Source organism: Burkholderia sp. GW821-FHT14F03 (assembly GCF_058803765.1).
The window spans coordinates 21,906-42,762 of record NZ_JBXAPG010000037.1 but is presented as its reverse complement, the minus strand read 5'-3'; the positions used below and the strand labels follow the sequence as shown (position 1 = coordinate 42,762).

The 20,857-nt window shown below is 72.8% G+C and carries 11 protein-coding genes; 4 read left to right on the top strand and 7 right to left on the bottom strand.

The annotated features are described in order from the left end of the window. Nucleotides 1-139: 139 nt before the first annotated feature. Nucleotides 140-739, top strand: a complete 600-nt coding sequence (locus AC1RQF_RS23500; RefSeq protein ID WP_273996927.1) for a thiamine phosphate synthase — start codon at nt 140-142, stop codon at nt 737-739. Nucleotides 740-949: 210 nt separating this feature from the next. On the opposite strand, the gene katG is transcribed toward AC1RQF_RS23500, so the two are convergent. Next, nucleotides 950-3,130 carry a catalase/peroxidase HPI gene (gene katG / locus AC1RQF_RS23495; protein WP_492873077.1) on the bottom strand — a complete coding sequence of 727 codons (2,181 nt, stop codon included), beginning with the start codon at nt 3,128-3,130 and terminating at the stop codon, nt 950-952. Nucleotides 3,131-3,584: 454 nt separating this feature from the next. Here katG and AC1RQF_RS23490 point away from each other — a divergent pair, with 454 nt between their 5' ends. Then, on the top strand, nt 3,585-4,439 hold the full coding sequence (locus AC1RQF_RS23490) for a class I SAM-dependent methyltransferase (RefSeq protein ID WP_273996929.1): 855 nt from the start codon (nt 3,585-3,587) through the stop codon (nt 4,437-4,439). Nucleotides 4,440-4,625: 186 nt separating this feature from the next. On the opposite strand, the gene AC1RQF_RS23485 is transcribed toward AC1RQF_RS23490, so the two are convergent. From AC1RQF_RS23485 to AC1RQF_RS23475, 3 genes are all read right to left on the bottom strand, one after another. Next, nucleotides 4,626-6,155 carry a sulfurtransferase TusA family protein gene (locus tag AC1RQF_RS23485; RefSeq protein WP_492873076.1) on the bottom strand — a complete coding sequence of 510 codons (1,530 nt, stop codon included), beginning with the start codon at nt 6,153-6,155 and terminating at the stop codon, nt 4,626-4,628. A gap of 119 nt (nt 6,156-6,274) precedes the next feature. Continuing rightward, on the bottom strand, nt 6,275-6,622 hold the full coding sequence (locus AC1RQF_RS23480) for a DsrE family protein (RefSeq protein ID WP_492873075.1): 348 nt from the start codon (nt 6,620-6,622) through the stop codon (nt 6,275-6,277). A gap of 75 nt (nt 6,623-6,697) precedes the next feature. Further along, nucleotides 6,698-7,891 (bottom strand): LysR substrate-binding domain-containing protein, encoded by a 1,194-nt coding sequence (locus AC1RQF_RS23475; protein WP_492873074.1) that lies wholly within the window; start codon nt 7,889-7,891, stop codon nt 6,698-6,700. Here AC1RQF_RS23475 and AC1RQF_RS23470 point away from each other — a divergent pair. Next, entirely contained in the window at nt 7,882-8,490 is a 609-nt protein-coding gene (locus tag AC1RQF_RS23470) for a YceI family protein (RefSeq protein ID WP_492873073.1), read from the top strand. The genes AC1RQF_RS23475 and AC1RQF_RS23470 overlap by 10 nt on opposite strands. Nucleotides 8,491-8,527: 37 nt before the next feature. Here the strand turns inward: AC1RQF_RS23470 and AC1RQF_RS23465 are convergent, their stop codons facing one another. Further along, a complete protein-coding gene (locus AC1RQF_RS23465) occupies nt 8,528-10,162 on the bottom strand; it encodes an AMP-binding protein (RefSeq protein ID WP_492873072.1) in 1,635 nt (544 codons plus the stop codon). Nucleotides 10,163-10,536: 374 nt separating this feature from the next. Here AC1RQF_RS23465 and AC1RQF_RS23460 point away from each other — a divergent pair, with 374 nt between their 5' ends. Further along, a complete protein-coding gene (locus tag AC1RQF_RS23460; protein ID WP_492873071.1) occupies nt 10,537-11,637 on the top strand; it encodes an AraC family transcriptional regulator in 1,101 nt (366 codons plus the stop codon). 122 nt (nt 11,638-11,759) lie between these two features. Here the strand turns inward: AC1RQF_RS23460 and AC1RQF_RS23455 are convergent, their stop codons facing one another. Further along, a complete protein-coding gene (locus AC1RQF_RS23455) occupies nt 11,760-13,331 on the bottom strand; it encodes a long-chain-fatty-acid--CoA ligase (protein WP_492873070.1) in 1,572 nt (523 codons plus the stop codon). A 4-nt stretch (nt 13,332-13,335) separates the two neighbouring features. Beyond that, nucleotides 13,336-20,835 (bottom strand): alpha/beta fold hydrolase, encoded by a 7,500-nt coding sequence (locus tag AC1RQF_RS23450; protein WP_492873069.1) that lies wholly within the window; start codon nt 20,833-20,835, stop codon nt 13,336-13,338. Nucleotides 20,836-20,857: the final 22 nt, after the last annotated feature.

Sequence of the window (20,857 nt, the reverse complement as noted above, 5' to 3'; positions counted from 1 at the left end):
GGGGCGCGCGCAAACGTCAACGCACGACCCGGCGTATAGTGGCCGCTGTCTCGATCGTGTCGGCCGCAAGCAGGACGGTGCGAGACGCCCCGCGGAACGCCGACGGCCTTGTCCGGCGTTCTCCCCTCTCCAGTCACCCATGACGCGCTCGAACGCCTTACCGTCGACCTATCTCATCACGCCCGAGCCCTCGGAGAGCCGGCCGTTGACGGATTTCATCGCGGACCTGGAGCGGACCTTGACGACGGGCGTCCGCCTGTTGCAACTCCGCGCCAAGACGGTCACGGCCGCGCAGTACGCGTGGCTTGCCGACGAGGCGCTCGCATGCTGCCGGCGACACGGCGCGCGCGTGCTGCTGAACGCGCCGCCCGACGTCGCGCGTGCGCATCGCGCCGACGGCATGCACCTCACCAGCACGCGCCTGATGGCCTGCACGAGCCGGCCGCTGCCTCCCGGGCGCCTCGTGTCCGCCGCCTGCCACGACGAACATCAGATCCGGCATGCCGAGCGCATCGGGGTCGACTTGCTGACGCTCTCGCCCGTCCTGCCGACCGCCACGCACCCCACCGCCATTCCGCTCGGCTGGGCGCGCTTTCGCGAACTCGCGGCCCTGACCTCGATCCCCGTCTATGCACTGGGCGGGATGTCCGCCGAGACCCTGGCCGACGCGCGCGACGCGGGCGCGCACGGCATCGCGGCCATTCGCGCGCTGTGGCAAGGCGTCGTTGAAAAATCCTGATCGAAGAAAACCTGCTCCTTCGATCGCGAAGTCCAACCGCCGCATCAACGCATCGACCTGTGTCCGCGCCGGGGTTCGAATCGCGTCGCTCACGATCCCGCTTCGCATCGGCAACCCGCCGCGCCCACTCGCGCGGCGCAAAAAAAACGGCCGGTCATGCCGACCGGCCGCTTCACCTCCAAGCCGGGCCACCCGCGCCCGGCCTGTCGCTCACGCGAGATCGAAGCGATCGAGGTCCATCACCTTGCTCCAGGCCGCCACGAAGTCGCGCACGAACTTCTCCTGCCCGTCCGTGCTGCCGTACACCTCCGCGAGCGCGCGCAACTCCGCGTTCGAGCCGAATACGAGATCGACGCGCGTGGCCGTCCACTTCAGCTGTCCGCTCGCGCGGTCGCGCCCTTCGAAGACATCCTGCGCGCCCGACACCGGCTTCCATTCGGTCGCCATGTCGAGCAGGTTCACGAAGAAGTCGTTGCTCAACGCATCCTGCTTTTGCGTGAACACGCCATGCCGGCTCCCCCCGACATTCGCGCCGACCACCCGCAGGCCGCCCACCAGCACCGTCATTTCGGGCGCGGTCAAGGTCAGCAATTGCGCCTTGTCGATGAGCAGCGCCTCGGCCGGCACCGTGAATTTCGCCTTCTCGTAGTTGCGGAAGCCGTCCGCGATCGGCTCCAGCACCGCGAACGACTCGACATCGGTCTGCGCCTGCGAAGCGTCCGCGCGGCCCGGCGAGAACGGCACCGTGACCGCATGGCCCGCGTTCTTCGCCGCGCGCTCGACGCCCACGCCGCCCGCCAGCACGATCAGATCGGCGAGCGAGATCCGCTTGCCGCCGGCCTGCGCGCCGTTGAACCCGGCCTGGATCCCTTCGAGCGTCTTCAGCACGCCGGCCAGCTGGTCGGGCTGGTTGACCGCCCAATCCTTCTGCGGCGCGAGCCGCACGCGCGCGCCGTTCGCGCCGCCGCGCTTGTCGGAACCGCGGAACGTGGACGCCGACGCCCATGCCGTCGACACCAGCTGCGCCACCGACAGCCCCGCGGCATCGATCTTCGCCTTCAGCGCCGCAACGTCCTGCGCATCGACGAGCGGATGGCTCGGCGCGGGAATCGGATCCTGCCACAGCAGTTCCTCGCTCGGCACTTCCGGGCCGAGATAGCGCGCGCGCGGCCCCATGTCGCGGTGCGTGAGCTTGAACCACGCGCGCGCGAACGCGTCGGCGAGTTCGTCCGGATGGTCGCGGAAACGGCGCGCGATCTTTTCATAGGCGGGATCGAAGCGCAGCGACAGGTCGGTCGTCAGCATCGACGGCGAACGGCGCTTCGACGGATCGTGCGGATCGGGGATGGTGCCCGCGGCCGCATCGCCCTTCGGCTTCCACTGATGCGCGCCGGCCGGGCTCTGGGTCAGCTCCCATTCGAGATCGAACAGGTTTTCCAGGAAATGATTGCTCCACTTCGTCGGCGTCGCGGTCCAGATCACTTCGAGGCCGGACGTGATGGCGTCGTCGCCGCTGCCGGTGCCGAAGTCGTTCTTCCAGCCGAAGCCCTGCTGTTCGAGGCCCGCCGCTTCCGGCTCCGGCCCCACGTGCGACGCGCTCGCCGCGCCGTGCGTCTTGCCGAAGCTGTGGCCGCCCGCGATCAGCGCGACCGTCTCCTCGTCGTTCATCGCCATGCGCGCGAAGGTCTCGCGGATGTCGCGGGCCGCCGCGACCGGATCCGGATTGCCGTTCGGCCCTTCCGGATTCACGTAGATCAGGCCCATCTGCACCGCCGCGAGCGGATTCTCGAGGTCGCGGTCGCCGCTGTAGCGCTCGTCGCCGAGCCAGGTATGCTCGTCGCCCCAGTAGACGTCCTGGTCGGGCTCCCACGCATCGACACGGCCGCCGCCGAAGCCGAAGGTCTTGAAGCCCATCGATTCGAGCGCGACGTTGCCGGTGAGGATGATCAGATCGGCCCACGACAGCGCGCGGCCGTACTTCTGCTTGACCGGCCAGATCAAGCGGCGCGCCTTGTCGAGGCTCACGTTGTCGGGCCAGCTGTTGAGCGGTGCGAAACGTTGCTGGCCGGAGCCCGCGCCGCCGCGCCCGTCGCCCGTGCGATAGGTGCCGGCGCTGTGCCATGCCATGCGGATGAACAGCGGACCGTAGTGGCCGAAATCGGCGGGCCACCACGATTGGGAATTCGTCATGACCGCCAACAGGTCCCGCTTGACGGCCGCGAGGTCGAGGCGCTTGAACGCTTCGGCGTAGTTGAAATCCTTGTCCATCGGATCGGACAGGGAGGAATGCTGGCGCAGGAGGTTCAGGTTCAGTTGCTTCGGCCACCAGTCCCGGTTCGATGTGCCGCCGCCAGCGGTATGCTTGAACGGACACTTCGTTTCAGTCGACATATCTGCTCTCCTTGGATCGTGGGGACACGATCGCCCGGCTCGGCTCGCACGCCGGGCGTCGCCCGAGCATGGTACGGGTTCTCAACTGACGGCGGAAATAGGTTTACTCAATGGCCGCGACATTCAAAAACTAACGCGCGGCGGGCAGGGCGGAAGAGATAGTGCGTCGTGCTTGCAATAATGCGACATGCCATTTTGTCATTCTTACGCAAATCGCCATGCAGACGGTATGGCATGCGAGGCCATGCGGCCGGGACTTGTTCAGCCGCCCGCAAATGTGCTGACATCATGCCTGCGGTTATCCGGAGAAGCGCGCAAGACGGCGGATCCGAGGTCGGCGGGCCCCCGCCCGCCCCCGCCCGACTTGCCCGCGTTTGCTCATTTCATCGATGTCGATACGGTTTGGGCGGACCCGCGCGTTGCATGCGGTCACGCCCACGCCAAGGGGAAAACGATGCAAGAAGGACAAGCCAGCTGGACCGCCACGTACACCGCCATCGCCCGCGCCGCGCATCAATGCCTCGATGCGGCGCCGAAGATCCTCGACGACCCCGTCTCGATCGGCTTGATCGAGGGCGCCGCCGAAACCGACCTCCGCGCGCAGGCCGACACGTTCCGGCAACCCGTGCAGCAACAGACCCGCGCCATCCTCGTGCTGCGCAGCCGCTATGCGGAAGACCGGCTGGCGCAGGCGGTCGCCGACGGCGTGACGCAATACGTGATCCTCGGCGCGGGCCTCGACACCTTCGCTTATCGCCAGCCCGCGTGGGCGCGCGACGTGCGGGTGATCGAGGTCGACCATCCCGCCTCCCAGGCGCTCAAGCATCACGCCCTGCGACGCGGGCGCGTGGCCGTTCCCGCGAACGTCACCTTCTGCCCGATCGATTTCGAGCGGACCACGTTGCGGCAAGGCCTGGAGGCGGTGGCATTCGACCCGCATGCGCGGACTTTCCTGTCGCTGCTCGGCGTGACGCAGTACCTGACGCGCGAGGCGCTCGCCGCGACGCTGCGCGACGTGCTGACCCTGCCCGCGGGCAGCGGCATCGTGCTCGCCTTCGTGCTGCCCGATGCGGTGCTCAGCGGAGTCGATCTCGACGTCTCGCTCGCGCACACGGCGCTCGCGGCATCGCATGACGAACCATGGCTCACCCGCTTCGAACCCGAGGCGCTGCGCGCGTGGCTGCTCGAACTCGGTTTCACGGCCGCGACGCACCTGGCGCCGTCGCGCGCCGAGCAACTGTATTTCGCCGGACGCGCCGACGGCCTGCATGCGCCGCGCTACGAGCAGCTCATGCATGCCGAGGTGTAGGGAGGCGTGGCGAGGCGGTGCGGGTCGACGCTTCAATTGATCGGCGGGCCATCATCCGGGCGGCATCGCCGTCCGGATGATGGCCCGCCCGCCCCTCTGCTCGATGTCGGCGACGGGCTGCCGGCGACGGGCGGGCTCCATGCGTGCGCCGCCCGGCCGGCGCGTCGAAGCCCCCGCGCGCAACCGCTACACGCCGTGCCGCTCGCGCAACAGCCGCGCGGCTTCCGCGAGCGTGCGCAGCTTCGCCTCCGCGATCCGGCTGCCGTTGACCGGCGCATCCGCGAACGTCGCGAATCCGCAGTCCGGATTGAACAGCACGCGCGACGCGCCGAACAGGCGGATCGCCTGCTCGCCGTGGCGCAGGATCTCGTCCAGCGGCTCGACCCGCGCGTGCTTCTGGTTGCACAGCCCGACGCCGATCCGCAGCCGGTCCGGCAGGCTGCGCAGCACCTCCATCTCGCCCGCGCGCGGCGTGCACAGTTCGAGGAACAGCGTGCCGACATTCAACGCGCCGAGCGTGCCGACGAGCGGCCGGTAGTCGCCCGCGAGCGCCTTGCTCTCGTCGGCCGTCCAGTTGCCGCGGCACATGTGCAGCGCCACCCGCTCGGCCGGAAAACCCTCGACCACGGCATTGACGAGATCGCGCGCGAACGCCAGCTCGGTATCCGGATCGCTCTTCGCCGACAGCGCGCCGCACATGAAACTGCGCTGGCTCGACGCCCCCGAGAACGCGACCTCCGACAGCACCGGTTCGTCGAACTGCACGAGCGCCGCGCCCGCCGCGAGCAGCGCCGCCAGTTCCTCGCGCAACACCCGCACCACATCGGCCGCGAGCGTCTCGCGATCGGCGTACGCGCGATCCGAGATGCATTCCATCCACATGGTGCGGGTCAGCAGGTACGGTCCCGGCAAGGCGATCTTGGCCGGGCGGTCCGTGAGCGTGCGCAGGTACGCCAGTTCGCGGCCCGCGAGCGGCCGGCTCCGGCCCAGCGGCCCGAACACCGCCGGATGCCGCACCTCGCCCGCCGGCACGTCGAGCGCGCGCAGCTCCTGCTCGAACGCCTCCGGGTCGTCGACATACGGCAGCAGGTCGGTCAGCGGAATCAGCTGGCAGTTGTCGAGCAGCCCGCCGACGAAGCTCGCGTAGCTGTCGCGCCGCTGCTCGCCGTCCGTCACGACGTCCACGCCCGCGCGCAGCTGCGCCGCGACGGCCAGCTGCACCGCATCGTCGGCGCTCGCGTCGAAGCCCGCGTCGTCGAGCCGGCCTTCCGTGTGTTCGTGCAGCGCCTGCAGCATCCAGCGCGGCCTCGGCCAGCTGCCGATGCCCATCACCGACAGCGGCCGGATCGGCGCGACGGGCGCGGGCGTCGGCAACGACGCGGGAATCGACACCGGCACGACCGCGATCGCGGCCGCCGCGCGCGGCGCGGCCGCCTCCGGCGTCGGCGTCCGTTCCGACAGGCTGCCCTTGCAGACGAGGAAGCTGAACTGCCGGTCGCGCCGCGTGTACGACACGAGTTCGTTGCGCGTCATCCGGCACCACGCGGGCAGGTCGGATTCGACCGTGGCCTCCGTCGACAGGATTTCGAGCAGTTGCCCGCGCGCGAGCGGGTCGATGTGCTTGCGGATCAGCAGCAGCAGGCCGTTGCCGCAATCGAGATCGCCGCCGTCGAAGCTGACGTCGGGCGCGTGCGCGTGATGGTCGGATGGGGTCATGGGGTGTACTCGGCGCGCGGCGCGCGCGGGACGTCGTTCGGCGGGATCCGCGCGGCGGCTCGCACAGCGTGCCGCCGCGCGTCACGCGGCACGGCGGCGACGTCGCGGCGCGCGTCGCTTCAGTAGCTGAGGCTCGGGCAGGCGTCGCCCATGAACTCCACGAGCATCGCGCCGCCCACGATGCGCGCGCCGGGAATCAGCTTGCTTTCGTCGAGCGCGCGCTTCTTGAAGCACGGCGAGCAGACGTAGATCTTGCCACCCGCATCGACGAAGCTCGTCATCAGTTCCTTGAGCGGCGCGAAGCCGGCTTCGTGGATCTCGTCCGCATAGCCGAGCTGCGACAGGCGCGTGCCTTCGATGTTGAGGAACACGACGACGTCCTTCTCGCTCGCGACCGCGGCGTTCGCGACCACGAAGGCGACCGTCGCGCGGTCGGTGTCGTCCTTGGCCCGAGTCAGACTGACCACGAATTTTCCAGACACGATGTTTCTCCTCGGTTGTACAGGGATGGGGGATCAGGGACGGCCGCCGCGCCGGGCGCGTCAGCCCTTGGCCTTGATCCAGAACAGGCTGCGCGCGGCATCGGCGTGCAGCAGCGCGTGCCCGGTCACGCGGCAATACGAGGGGAGGTCCTCGATCGCGCCGAGATCCCGGGCGGTCACGCGGATCACCCGGCCCGGCATCGTGCGCAGCCGCACCCGCAGCTTGAGCAGCAGCTCGCCGCAGCCCAGGTCGCCCGCGTCCCATTCGACGTCGAACGGCGGATCGCTGGCGGGGGCTGCCGGGTGGGGCGTGCCTGTCATGATGGGGGCGGAAAGCCGCGTGGCGGGGGTCGTTGGGATGATACGACAGGTTCGCGCGGATCGATGACACACCGCGTTGCGCACCGTGAATCCCGACGTCCGGACCTTCGAGCGCGCAACCGGCGGCACGTCCGCCGCCGCGACGCCGCCCGCGTTCGCCGCGCTCGAAAACGGCCGGATCGACGACATGGCGCTCGGGCCGCGTTGAACGCCGCATCGGGCCGCCGCCTCCCGCCAGCTCTCCCCCACCACCTCCCGCATCGCCGCGACCGCCGGGCTCGCGTTCGCGGCCGCCTGCACCCAGCACAGCCAGGCCGAGCCGCGCCAATGCGGCCAGATCGCCATCTCCCCGGCGCGTTCGCCTGCCTCGGCCTCGCTGCACCGCAGGATGCCCGCGCCGAGCCCGCTGACGATCATGCTGCGCAGCACGCCGTCGCTGTCGGCCACATGGCGGGCCTCGGGCGCGCGCCCGCCGTCGCGGAACAGGTCGAGCGTCGCCGCGCACGCGGGCACGCTGACGATCCATGGCAACCCCACCACCTCCGCGCGCGACAGCGACGCCGCCTGCGCGGCAAAACGCATCGGCAACGCGACCGCAAGCCCGATCGGCGCGAGCCGGTCCGCCGCGAGATCCTCGGGCGCCGCGTCGATCAGCGCATAGCCGCCGTCGAGATCGCCACCGCGCACGCGGTTCAGCACCTGCCCCGAAGCGTCCCGGTGCAACGCCACCTCGATGTTCGGATGACGCAGGCCCAGCGCGAGCAGCGCGTCGCCCGGGGTATGATGTCCCCCGCCCCCCGCGCCGGAGCCTGCCGCACCATCGGCCTCTCCGCGCCCGGGGTGGCCACGCCACCCAACCCTACCGGACAGCCGCCGCGCGTATGTGCCACGCAGGCGGCTGCCGACCGTTCGAGGAACCACCGATGCGTGCATCCACGCTCATCGCCGCGGCCCTGGCCGCCGCCGCCGGTCTTGCCGCCACCACCGCCGGCGCCGCCTGGCACGTCGACAACGCGCAGTCGAGCTTCAGTTTCGTCACGACCAAGGCCGGCGCGGCCGGCACGGCCGCGATCGAGGAAGTGCAGTCGTTCAGGCAGGTCGGCGGCACCGTCGCCGACGATGGCGCCCTGCATTTCACCGTCGACCTCGCGAGCGTCGACACGCGCATCGGGCTGCGCGACGAGCGCATCAAGACCCTGCTGTTCAAGGTCGCCGAGCAGCCGCGCGCGACCTTCGCGGGCTCGGTCGATCCGCGCCATTTCGAGGCGCTGCCGGTCGGCGCATCGACCGATCTCGACCTCGACGGCTCGCTCACGCTCGCCGGCAAGACCCATCCGCTCACCGCGCCGCTGCGCGTGGTGAAGCTCGCGGACCAGGCGCTGCTCGTCACCACGCGCACGCCCGTGATCGTGAACCTGAAGGACTACGGCCTGCAGGACGGCGTCGACGCGCTGCGCACGCTGATGAACCTGAACGTGCTGTCGGGCTCCGCGCCCGTCAGCTTCTCGGTGGTGCTGCGCACCGACCACTGAGCCTCGCGCGCGTCGCCGCCCCGGGCGGCGGCGCGCGTCACACCGCCTCGCGCAACGCCCGCCGCAGAATCTTCCCGACATTCGATTTCGGCAACGCGTCGACGAAGCGGACCTGCTTCGGCACCTTGTACGCCGCGAGATTCTCGCGGCAATACGCGACGAGCGCCGCTTCGCTCAACGCGCTGTCCGCACCGAGCGTCACGAACAGCATCACCGCCTCGCCGGTCTTCGGATCGGGCACGCCGATGCACGCGCATTCCGCCACGCCCGGGCACGCCGTCACGACCGCCTCGACTTCGTTCGGATAGACGTTGAAGCCCGACACGATGACCATGTCCTTCTTGCGGTCGACGATCTTCAGGAAGCCCAGCGCGTCGAACACGCCGATGTCGCCGGTGCGGAAATAGCCGTCCGCCGTGAACGCCTGCGCGTTCGCCTCGGGCTTGCGCCAGTAGCCGGACATCACCTGCGGGCCCTTCACGCAGATCTCGCCCGCTTCGCCGATCGGCACGTCGCGACCGTCGTCGTCGCGCAGCCGCACGTCGGTGGACGGCAGCGGCAGCCCGGTCGTGCCGTTGAACACGCGCACGAACACCGGGTTGAACGACACGATCGGCGACGTCTCCGACAGGCCGTAGCCCTCGCGGATCGGGCTGCCCGTGAGCGCCTCCCAGCGCGCCGACACCACGTCGATCACCGCCGCGCCGCCGCACGCGCTGAGCGAGAGGCGCGACCAGTCGACCTCGCGCGCGCGCGGATGGGCGACGAGCCCCGCGTACAGCGAATTGACGCCGACGAAGATCGACGGCCGCGCCGCCTTCAGCACCTCGACGAAGCCGTCCATGTCGCGCGGATTCGCGACGAGCCAGTTTTCCGCGCCCGCCGCAAAGCAGCTGAGGAAGTTCAGCATCAACGCGAAGATGTGATACAGCGGGATCGCCGTGACGACGGTGTCCCGGCCCGGCCGCAGCACGCCCGGCATGAACGCGCGGAATTGCTCGATGTTCGCGACCAGGTTGCGGTGCGACAGCGAGGCCCCCTTCGACGGGCCGGTCGTACCACCCGTGTACTGCAGGAACAGCAGATCCTCGCCGCGCACCTCGACCCGTTCGAGCGGCAGGCGCTCGCCCGCCACGAGCACGTCGCGCAGCGTGATCGCGCCATGCAGCGCCGGATCGACGGCCGGCCCCGGCACCACCATGCCGCTGCCGTCGCCGAGGCCGGCCGTGATCACGGCGCGCACCCGGGCCGCGGCGAGCGCCTCGGCCAGCGTGCGGGTCGCGCCGTCGTACACGATGATCGCGTCGACGCCCGCGTCGTCGAGCTGATGCGTGAGTTCGCGCGCGGTATAGAGCGGGTTGACGTTGACCTGCACCGCGCCGATCCGGGCCAGCGCGATCAGCGCGAGCGGAAACGCGAACACGTTGGGCAGCATCACCGCCACGCGATCGCCCTTGCGAATCCCCACCACCTGCTGCAGGTAGGCCGCGAGCGCGGCCGAGCGACAATCGACGTCCGCGTAGGTCAGCGTCAGGCCGAACGCGCGGAAGGCCGGCTGCGCGGCGAACGCGCGCATCGCGGTTTCCAGCAGGGAGGTGACGGACGGGTGGCGGTCGGCGTCGATCTCGCTCGGAATCGCGCCATACGATCGGATCCAGTGTCGGTTGCTCATCGATGTCTCTGCGGTTGGCGGAAAGGCGGCGGGCGGGCCTGCGGCCTCGGCCCGGGCGGGCGCGATCGGTCCCGATGCGATCCGCGCGGCGCATCGCGGCAAGCGGTGACCCGCCGGCCGCGCACGGCCGCCGCGCGTGGGCGCCTGGCGATTCCGTCGTCTCCCCCGGCGGAGCCGCGTCCGTGCGCGGCCGTCCTGCCCCGGGGCACTATCCCATGCCGCCCCGGCCTTGCCTATGATGGATCCGGCCGCCGCCGCTGTCCGCAATCGACATCCGGCCACGCCGCCCGCGGCGGCGCTTCGTGGCAAGCCGGCCGATTCACGGGCAAAATCTGTCGCTCAGGACGCCCTCGGCTCGTACCCCGGATTTCGTCATGCGGCACAGCACGCCCGAAGTTTTCCCGTCTTTCTCTCCGCCCGGCGCCCGCTGGGCGGATGCTTCGTCCGCCATCATGCTGCGGCAGAAGCGCTTTTCGACGTCCAAGCTGGTCGCGCTGCTCGACGCGGCGGCCGAGGTCGGGGTCGACCCCGCCCCAGTGCTGGCCGCCACCGGGCTCGACCGCGCGGCGCTCGCCGACCCGTTCCAGCTGACTTCCGCGCAGCAATTCCTCGACGCCGCGCGCCACGCGGTGCGCGCCTACGGGCAGGAGGATCTCGGGATGCGGGTCGGGCAGCGCCTGCACGTGTCCAGCTACGGGATGTACGGCTACGCGCTGCTGTGCTCGGCGACCATGGCGGACGCGTTCGACACCGCGGTCAAGTACCACCAGCTCGCGAACGGGATGCTCGACATCCACTGGATCGAGGAGGACGACGCGGTGTCGTGGATCGTGCCCGCCCAGCACGCGCTGCGCCTGCCCGACATCGACGAGCGGCTGTACCGCTTCCTGATCGACCTGCAGTTCCTGGTCCACGCGACGCTGATCCGCGAGGTGATGGGGGCGTGGTGCGCGCCGCTGCACGCGACCCTGACGTCCGCGCCGCCGCGGCACGCCGAGCAGCTCGCCGACCTGCTCGGCTGTCCGCTGCAGTTCGGCCAGCCGCAGAACCGGATCAGCTACCCGCTCGCCTGGGCGGGCCGCGCGCCCCGGCTCGCGAATCCGATCACCGCCGCCCAGCTGTCGGTGCACTGCGCGCGCATGGTCGAGGAGTTCGAGGCGCGGGCCGAGACCACCCGGCAGGTGTTCGGCGAGCTGACGCGCGTCCCCGGACGGTTTCCGGCGCTCGACGAGATCGCCGGCCTGCTCGGCATGAACGCGCGCACGCTGCGCCGTCGCCTCGACGCCGAAGGCGCGTCCTACGGCGCGCTGCTGACGAGCGTGCGGCATGCGCTCGCGCTCGACTATCTGTGCACCACCGATCTCAGCGTCGACGATATCGCGCTCGCGCTCGGCTTCAGCGACGCGGTCAGCTTCCGGCATGCGTTCAAGCGCTGGACCGGGCGGACACCGAACGAGGTGAGGGTGAGCGGATGAGGGGTGAACGGCGAAAGGATTGGGGCGTTGAGGCGTTGGGCCGTTGAGGCATCGACCCGTTGGGCCGCCGAACCGATAACGCTGACCGGCTCGACGGTCGAACCGCCCGGCCCCGCCGCGCGTCAGTTCACCTGCCGCTCGCGCCCCGCCCAATGCGGCTCGCGCAGCACCCGCTTCAGCACCTTGCCGGTCGAATTGCGCGGCAGCTGGTCGACGAAGATCACGTCGTACAGCATCTTGTAGCCGGCAACGCGCGCGCGCGCGTGCGCGAGCACCACGGATCGGGTAAGCCCGGCGTCGCGCGCCGCCACCACGTACGCGACCGGCACCTCGCCCCAGCGCGCGTCGGGCACGCCGATGACGGCCGCCTCGGCGATGCCCGGATGGCTCAGCAGCATCTGCTCCAGCTCGGCCGGATAGATGTTCTCGCCGGCCGAGATGATCAGATCCTTGATGCGGTCGGTGATGGACAGATAACCGTCCGCGTCGAGATAGCCCGCGTCGCCCGAATGCACCCAGCCGTCGACGATCGTCTCGGCGGTCGCGTCGGGCTGTTTCCAATAGCCGAGCATGCGCGTCGAGGTGCGGAACAGGATCTCGCCGGGCTCGCCCGGCCCCAGCTCGCGGCCCGCGCGATCGACGATGCGCACCGCCACGCCGCGCAGCGGCCGCCCCGCCGCGAGCTTGCGCGCGGAACCGAGCGCCGCGTGCTCCGACGGCGGCAGGAAGATCGCCATGTTGCTGGTCTCCGACATCCCGTAGTTCTGCGCGAAGCGGCAGCGCAGCCGCGCCTGCGCCAGTTCGAGCAGCGGCGCGGGCATCGGCGAGCCGCCGTAGACCACGAGGTCGACCGACGACAGATCGGCCTGCGCGCACCCGGGCTCCGACAGCAGGAAGCGCAGCATCGCCGGCACGAACGCGAGCTTGGTCACGCGATGCGCGACGATCGCCTCGAGCGCGGCCGCGCCGCTGAAGGCCGGCAGCACGATGCCCGTCGCGCCGTTGATGAGGCCGTGGAGCGCCCACCACAGCCCGCCGACGTGGAACGTCGGCAGCGCCAGCAGCGCGACGTCGCCGGGCCGCCAGTCGATGAATTCGTCGCCCGCGCGCACCACCTCGCGCACCAGCTCGATGAAGCCGCGATGCGCGAGCACGACGCCCTTCGGCCGCCCGCTCGTGCCGCTCGTGTACACCTGGATCACGGGCGTCTCGGGATCGCGCGGGTCCGCCGGCCGCGTGGCCGGCGCCGCGTCGCGCCACGCCGGGTACGCGAGGCAGTCCGCCGCGGGCGCGCCGTCGAGCTGCACGACCGCGCGCAGCCGCGCACAGCGCGCGAGCAGGCCCGCCGCGAGCGCGGCCGAACCGGCCGTCACGAACAGCACCTCGGCCTCCGCATCGTCGACGATCCAGGCGGCCTCGTCCTCGCCCAGCTTCCAGTTGACCGGCACGAACACCATCCCGGCGCGCGCGCAGCCGAACAGCAGCTCGTAGCTCTTCTCGCTGTCGTGGCCGACGAACGCGACGCGCGCGCCGCGCGCGAGCCCGAGCCTCGCCAGCGCGTGCGCGACCCGGTTCGCGGCCGCCGACAGCGCGGGATAGCCGAGCGCGCGGCCCTCGCTGATCAGCGCGATGCGCGACGGGTGCAGGTCGGGAATGTCGGACAGCGTGCGGGTGGCGTCGTAGGCGTCGATCATCGGGTCATCCTCGTTCAAGGTCGTGGCACAGCGCGCTCACCGCGTCGGCGAGCCGCGCCGCGGCGTCGGTATGCAGGTTGTGGCCGCCGTCGAGCGTGACGCTCGCGCCGCGCGGCAGCGCGAGGTCGGGCGCGACCAGCACCGGGGTGCCCGCGAATTCGCTCGCGCGGCCGTAGAAACGCGTCGACGGCACCGCGAGCCGGCCCAGCACCGCGAGATAGTCGGCCTGGCTGCACTGCGGATCGACGCCGAGCGGGTTGCGCAGCCGCGCGTCCCAGCGCCAGCTGACGCCGCCCGCCACGTCGCGCGCGATGCGCCGCGCGAGCGCCTCCGCGAGCGACGCGTCGAGCGCCGGGTGGCGCAGCAGCAGCATGCGCGCGGCCGACGCGAGGTCCGGATAGACCGGATGCGCGGGCGCGTCCGTCAGGTAGCGCAGGTCCTGCGCCAGACGCTCGACCGGATCGGCGGCCTCGCGCAGCGACGGCGCGACCGGCTCGACCAGCACCAGGTGCGCGATCGCACCGGGCCGCAGCGCCGCGCCCAGCGCGGCGGCGATCGAGCCGAGCGAGTGGCCCGCCAGCACCACGCGCCGGCCCGCGCCCGCGACGTGGTCGAGCACCGCGAGCAGATCCGCGACGAATTCGGCCATGCTCGGCGGCGGCGCGCCCGGCGGCGCGCCAAGCGGACCGTGGCCGCGCAGGTCCGGCGCGACCACGCCGACGCCCGTCGCCGCGAGCGCCTGCGCGAACGGCGCCCAGATCGCGCCCTGGTCGAGGATCCCGTGCACGCAGACGATCTGCATCGGCGCGACGGCGGAACCCCAGCGGCACAAGCCGATGCGACGGCCGTCGAGGTCCAGGCGGGTGTCGCTCATCGAGGCCAGCGGGGCCGGCGCGGGTTCGCGCGGGGCGGCGGGCAGCCGCGCGCCGCGCGCCTCGGCGCGGTCGCGCCCGGCCGTCGGATCATGCTCGCCCGGCAGGTCGCGCGCGCCCGGCGCATCCTGCGCATCGGCCGGCTGCCCCGCGGCGCGCGCGCCCTGCCCGTCGGCCGCGTCATGCCCGGTGACGGAGCCCGCCTCACCCCGCCCGCCCTCGCCGAGCGCGAGCCCGGCAAGGCGCGCGGCGAGCCCTTCGAGCGTCGGCTGCTCGACGAGCAGCTTCGGACCGAGCTTGCAGCCCAGCCGCGCTTCGAGGCGATGATTGAGTTCCACCACCATCAGCGAATCGATGCCGAGCTCGCGCAGCGGCTGGCCCAGGTCGATCAATTCCGCCGCGCCGCCCGTCACGTCCGCCAGCAGCGCGCGCAGCGCCGTCGCGACGAGCCCCGCGCGCGCGTCGGCCGGCGCGGCGCGCAACTGCTTCGCGAGCGCGCCGTCCTCGCGGGCGGCCGCGCTCGCCGCGCGCCGCCCGAGCAGCGCGTAGAACGGCGCATCGCCCGTCGTCGGCAGGCTGCCGAGAAAGCGCGGCCACGCGACGTCCGCCACGACCGCGTGGATGTCCGCGCCGAGCAGGAACGCGAACACGTCGAGCGCGTCGCCGGCCGGCAGCCGCGCCACGCCGAGCGCGTCGAAGCGCGCGCGGTTCGCGTCGCGGGCGCGCTCGGCCATCCCCGCGTCGTCCCACGGCCCCCAGCCGATGCAGGTCGCGGGCAGGCCCTGCGCGTGGCGATAGCGCGCGAGCGCATCGACGCAGGCGTTCGCCGCCGCGTAGTTCGCCTGCCCCGGCGCGCCCGTGACCGACGCGATCGACGAGAACAGCACGAACCAGTCGAGCGCGCGCGCCGCGGTCGCCTCGTGCAGATGCCACGCGCCCGCCAGCTTCGGCGCGAGCACGCGCGCGAAGCGCGCCCAGTCGAGGTTGGCGAGCGTCGCGTCGTCGAGCGCGCCCGCCGCGTGCACGACCCCGCCGAGCGGCGGCCCGTCCGCGTCGATGCGCCGGAACCCGGCCGCGACGCTCGCGGCATCCGTCACGTCCATCTCCAGCGCCTCGAAGCGCACCGCCGGATAGCGCGTGCGCCAGGCGTCCAGCGCGGCCGGGTCCGCGCGCCGCCCCGCGACGACGAGGTCGCGCGCGCCCTCGTCGGCCAGCCGCGCGACGAGCCGCCGGCCCAGCGCGCCGAAGCCGCCCGTCACCAGATAGCGGCGGTCAGCGCGCACCGGCCGGGCTGTGTCCGGCGCGGCCGCCAGATCCAGCACGACCTTGCCGACCTGACGCGCCTGCGCGAGATGACGGAACGCCGCCTCGGCCTGCGCGATCGGAAAGGTTCGCACGGGCAGCGGGCGCAACTCGCCCGCCTCGAAGCCGTGCGCGACCGCATCGAGCAGATCCGCCTGCAGCCCGCCCGCCGTGTCGTCCAGCTCGCCGAGATCGAAGGCCGCATAGGCGATGTCGGGCCGGTAGGCCTGCATGCGCGCCGCATCCCAGATGTCGATCTTGCCGATCTCGACGAAGCGGCCGCCCGGCGCGAGCACATCCGCGCTGCGCGGGATGAACGCGCCGCCGAGGCTGTTCAGCACGACGTCGACGCCGCGCCCGTCGGTCACGCGCCGCAGTTCGTCGGCGAAGTCGAGCGTGCGCGAGTGCATCACGTGCGCGACGCCCTGCGCCTTCAGCGCCGCCCACTTCGACGGGCTCGCGGTGCCGTACACGGTCGCGCCGGCGCGGCGCGCGATCTGCAACGCCGCCTGCCCGACGCCGCCCGCGCACGCGTGCACCAGCACGCGCTCGCCGGGCCGCACGCGCGCGAGCCGTTCCAGCGCATGAATCGCGGTCATGAAAACGGTCGGCAGCGCGGCGGCCTCGGCGGGCGTCAGGCCGCGCGGCACCGGACGCACGAGGCGCGCATCGGCGTTCACGTAGGCGGCGAGCGCCGACGGCGCCATCGCGAACACCACGTCGCCCGGCGCGAATCCGGTCACGCCCGCGCCGAGCCGCGCGATCCGGCCCGCGCACTCGAAGCCGAGCGGCTGGTCGAGCGCGCGCCGGATGCCGCGGCCTTCGCTGAACGCCTGCAGCATCCCGAGGCTGAACAGCACGTCCTTGAAGTTGACCGCCCCCGCCTGCACCTCGATCTCGACTTCGCCCGGGCCGGGCGCGGGCCGCGCGCAGCCGAGCAGCGCCAGCGCATCGAGGCCGCCGTAGCGCAGCGCGCGCAGCCGGAACGGGCCGGCCGGCCGCGCGAGCCCCGGCCGGAACGGCGACGCCTTGAGCGGGCCGAGCCGCGCCACGCTGCGGCGACCCTGCCGATAGGCGCTCGACGGCTCCGCGTCCGGCGCGAGCAGATCGTCGGCGAAGCCGGGCGGCAGGCCGGTTTCCCCGGGCGGCAGATCGACGCACGCGCACGCGAGCGCCGGGCATTCGAGCGCCACGCTGCGCGCGAAACCCCACAGCAGCGCGTGGGCGGGATGCGTCGGACCTTGTTCGTCGACCCGCTGCGCGCCGCGCGTGACGAACCACAGGCGCGGCCCGGCCGCCGTCGCGCGCTCCGCCAGCGCCTGCGCGAGCAGCAGCGCGCCCGCGCCGAGCGCGGGGTCCGCCAGGGCGGCCGGCGCGCCGGCCTCGGCCGCGTCGGCGGCCGACAGGTGCACCACGCCCGCGAACGGCACGCCCGCCGCGTCGAAGCGCAGCGCGAACAACTGCCGCCAGTCGCCGCAGGTCATGCCTTCCGCCTCGGCCGCGCCGACCCGCACGACCTGCGCGCCGCGCGCCTCGAACTGCGCGGCCGCCGCGGCCGCAGCCGCGTCGCCGAGCACGAGCCAGCCGCCGTGCGCCGCCACGGGCGGCAATTCGGCTGCGCGCGCCGGGCGGGTCTGCCAGTTCACCTCGTACAGCAGGTCGCGCCAGTCCGCGGTCGCGAACTGCAGCGCGCGCCGCTCGACCGGCACCGCCTCCAGGCCGTCGATGGCCGCGATCAGGCCACCGTCGTCGGCGATCAGGCGCAGGTCGGCCACGACCCGCGCGGGCGCGTCGTCGCGCGGCGCGCGCAGCGTCGCATGGCACCAGAACGCGGCGGGCGTCGCGCGCGGCGCCCACACGCGTTCGATCGACACCGGCAGGTAGGCCGTCTCGCCCCCCGGCGCGCCAACGATCGCGCCCACCGCCTGGAAACAGCCGTCGAGCAGCGGCGGCGCGAGCAGGTAGCCGGGGTCCGGCGCGACGTCGGCGGCGATCCGCGCGAGCACCGCCCGCGCGTCGGCGCGCCGCGACAGCGCGCGCACGCAGCGGTAGCCCGGGCCGTAGGCCAGGCCGAGCGCCGCGTAGTCGGCATAGAACGCGTCGACCGGCAGCGTTTCGCCCGATGCGTCGAAGCTGGCGCGCAACGCGCCGAGATCGGGGTTCGCGACCGGCGCGCACGGCGCGCCGAGACGCGCGCCGGCATGCGCGCGCCAGCCGGCCCCGGGCTCGTCCGCGCGCCGGCTGAACACGCGCAGGTCGTGGCCGCCGTCGCCGCGCCGCGTGGCGAGCGTTTGCAGCACGGTGCGCCGCGCGGGCGGGAACACGAGCGCCTGACTGATCGACAGCGCGTCGAGCGCGGGCGGCGTCTCCGGATACAGCGTCGAGGCGACCCGCAGCGCGAGATCGACATAGGCCGCGCCCGGCATCACGATGCGCTCGTAGACGCGGTGGTCGCGCACCTCGCGCGGATCGGGCGACGCCTGGTACAGGCACTCGCCGTCGGCCAGCGCGGCGGTCGGCAGGCGCGCGCCGAGCAGCGGGTGCGCATGCGCCTCGTCAGGCCCGGCGTCGGTCTCGCTGCCCGCGCGGGCAGCCGATGCGGTCGCAGCCGGCAACCAGTGGCGACGCCGTTCGAACGGGTAGGCCGGCAGCGCGCACGCGCGCCGCGCGGCCGGCGCGATGCGCCCCGCCTCGCGCCAGTCGAACGTCGCGCCGGCCGCATACAGCTCGCCGAGCGCGCCCACGAGCGTCGTCCAGTCGTCGCCGCGCCGCCGCAGGCTGCTGACCGCGCGCACCGGCCGGCCCGCGAGCGTGTCGCGCGCGAGCGCGGTCAGCGTCGCGCCGGGGCCGATCTCGATCAGGAGGTTCACGCCGTCGGCCGCGAGCCGTTCGAGCGCCGCGTGGAAATCGACGGGCGCGCCGACCTGCGCGACCCAGTACGCGGGATCGCCCACCGCGTCCGCCGCGCCCGCCCCCGTCACCGTCGAGACGAATTCGAGCGACGGCGGAGCCCATCGAACCCGGGCCGCCGCCTGCCCGAATGCGTCGAGCATCGGCCTCATCAGCGGCGAGTGAAACGCATGCGATACGTCGAGCGGCGTCGTCACCACCGCGTGCCGCGCCGCGAGCCGCGCGCAGGCTTCCTGCAGCGGCCCGCTCGCGCCCGACAGCACGAGCTGCGTGGACGCGTTGTACGCGGCGATCGCGACCGGCTCCGCCAGACCGGCCAAGGCGGCCTCGACCTGCGCGCGCGACGCGCCCGCCACCGCGACCATCGCGCCGCCCGCCGGCAGCGCCTGCATCAGCCGGCCGCGCGCCGCCACGAGCCGCGCCGCGTCGTCGAGCCCGAGCACGCCGGCGATGCACGCCGCCGCGAATTCGCCGATGCTGTGGCCCGCCACCGCGACGGGCGTCGCGCCCCATTGCAGCCACAGCCGCGCGAGCGCGTATTCGAGCGCGAACAGCGCGGGCTGCGTGTAGCGCGTCTGCGCGAGCAGCGCCGTGTCGGCGCCCCACATCACGTCGCGCAGCGGTCGGTCCAGTTCGCCCGCGAACGCGGCCTCGCATGCGTCGAACGCCGCGCGAAACGCCGGATGGCGACGGTACAGCCCCTCGCCCATGCCCGGGTACTGCGCGCCCTGCCCGGTGAACAGGAACGCGATGCGCGGCGTCGCGAACGCGGCCGCGTCGGGCGCGGCGGTGCGCGCCGCCTGCGCGTCGAGCTGCGCGGCCAATCCGGCCGCGTCGGGCGCGACCACCGCGAGCCGATGGCGCAGATGCGCGCGGCCGGTCGCGGCGGCATGGCACAGCGCATCGAGTTCATCGTCCCCGCCGTCCCGCACGCGGGCCGCGTAACGCGCCGCGAGCACGCGCAGCGCGGCATCGCTGCGCGCCGACACGCACAGCAGATGAAGCGGCGGTGCGGCCGGCGGCGGCGCGGCCTCTCCCGGCTCCGGCTCCGGCGCGGGCGGCGCCTCCACGACGACATGCGCGTTGGTCCCGCTGAAGCCGAAGCTGCTGACACCGCCGATCCGGCGCGCATCCGGCCACGGCGTCGCGGCGCGCGCGATCGCGAACGGCAGCCGATCCCACGGCACATGCGGATTCAGTTCACCGAGATGCGGGTAGCCGGGAATCACGCCGCGCCCGAGCGCGAGCACGAGCTTGATGAGCCCCGCGATCCCCGCCGCGACTTCGAGATGCCCGATCAGCGACTTGACCGCCCCAAGGTACAGCGGCGGCGCGCCGGCGCGGTCCGCGCCGAACACCTCGCCCAGCGCGCCGAGTTCGATCGGGTCGCCGAGCGCAGTGCCCGTGCCGTGGGTCTCGACATACGCGATCTCGCGCGGCGCGAGCCCCGCGTTCGCGAGCGCCCGGCGAATCAGCGCCGCCTGCGCGGGCCCGTTCGGCACGGTCAGGCCGCCGCTCGCGCCGTCCTGGTTGATCGCGCTGCCGCGGATCACCGCGTGGATCCGGTCGCCGTCCGCGCGGGCGCGCGCGAGCGGCTTCAGCACCAGCATCGCCGCGCCCTCGGCGCGTACGTAACCGTTCGCGCGCGCGTCGAAGGAATGGCAGCGCCCGTCCGGCGACATCATGCGCGCCTTCGAGAACGCGATCGTCGCCTCGGGCGCGAGCAGCAGGTTGGCGCTGCCGACCAGCGCGAACCCGCATTCGCCGCGCCGCAGGCTCTCCACCGCCTGATGCACCGCGACGAGCGCCGACGAGCACGCGGTATCGATCGACATGCACGGCCCCGTCAGCCCGAACGTGTACGCGAGGCGGCCCGCGGCGACGCTCGGCGCGTTGCCGGTGCCCCAGTATGCATTCGCGCCGGCCGGATCGGCGAGCGCAAGCCGGCCGTAGTCGGACGCGCAGATGCCGATGAACACGCCGCCCGCGCGGCCGTCGAGCGTGTCGGGCGGAATCGCCGCGTCCTCGAACGCGGCCCACGCGAGTTCGAGCAGCAGGCGCTGCTGCGGGTCCATGAGCGCCGCCTCGCGCGGCGTGATGCCGAAGAACGCCGCGTCGAAGCAGTCGACCCCGTCGATGAAGCCGCCGTGCCGCGTGACGAGCCGGCCCGGCGCGTCCGGATCGGCCGCGTACAGCGCGTCGGCGTCCCAGCGTTCGGGCGGCACCATGGTGATCGCATCGCGCCCCGCCTCCAGCAGGGACCAGAAGGCGTCCAGGCCGTCCGCGCCCGGCAGCCGGCACGCGATGCCGACGATCGCGATCGGCTCGGACGCGCGCCGTGCGTGCGCGTCCAGGTCCGCTTCGAGTCTGCGGATGAGTTTCAGCGCCTGCCTGAGGTCCTGCTGGTCCGTGCGGGTCATGGGTTCGTCCGGCGGAATGGGA